This is a genomic window from Oleiphilus sp. HI0066 (assembly GCF_001635725.1).
Window position 1 is genome coordinate 1 of the sequence record NZ_LWFH01000195.1, and the last position, 978, is coordinate 978.

Sequence of the window (978 nt, forward strand, 5' to 3'; positions counted from 1 at the left end):
GAGAGCGATGAGTGGCTGGTATTCCCGCATGAATTAGATGGCTTAACAAAAGAAGAACTTATCGCAAATCGTCCAGAGTCTGCGGCGATTACTGACAAGCTTGAAGAACTCGGCGCATTCGATAAGTAATGCACCAATAAACCGACATTGAGCCTCCTAACATTCAGTAGACAATGTCGGCCTTCCTACTTTTTTATTTTGCATTCGCATTTCATTTCACGTTAGTCTGTTTGAACCCAGATTGAACTAAGTTTAAAAAACTATAAAAATGAAGTTCTCCCTTAACACCATGCGCCAGAGCGATTTTCAGTACAAAGTTGTGCTGACAGTGCTTTTGCTGTTTATGCAAAAAGCCTTATTCGCGACAGGCACAATGGCAGGTTCACTGTCGGAAAATGGTTCATGGGTTAGCTTGTGTACGGCCGACGCAGGCATTAAACAAGTATTTATTACAGATAGTGATTCTGAACAGAACCACAATGTTCACGACGCAGATGAACAATGTAGCTTTTCGGCAGGTGCCCTAGCCCATTTGGCGAGCAACTTGTCGCACACGCAATTCTCGCCTACTCAAGACTTCATCCGCTCAGGATCAATTAATGCGATTTCGCGTAAAACAAGTTTTCAACGCGCGCGCGCCCCTCCTATGACGCTCTCTTGAGCACAGTCATCAACAATTAGATTTAACTTCATTGCTAAGCCAGTGTCAGCCTGCTTATTTTTCTAAGCATGCGCGTGCATACATTGTGCTTGATGCTTGATGAAGACATCCTCTAGATTCAGACCTGTGCTCCACCTAAAGCCAATATTTATTCATTTTATTAGGACAAGAGCATCATGAAACTTTCACACTTTACTGCTATCTCAACATGCGCCCTTTTGGCTGCCTGCTCATCAGGCGGCTCTACTAACGTCAACGCCCTACAAGAACAAGATGTTTCCATCGCATTTGCAGCAGAAGCCAATAACGTATCAATT

At 43.8% G+C, this 978-nt stretch carries 1 protein-coding gene; it reads left to right on the forward strand.

What is annotated here, in order from left to right; genetic code table 11:
* Positions 1-268 precede the first annotated feature (268 nt).
* Entirely contained in the window at positions 269-661 is a 393-nt protein-coding gene (locus tag A3738_RS03135; protein ID WP_068501272.1) for a hypothetical protein, read from the forward strand.
* The last annotated feature ends 317 nt before the right edge of the window (positions 662-978 follow it).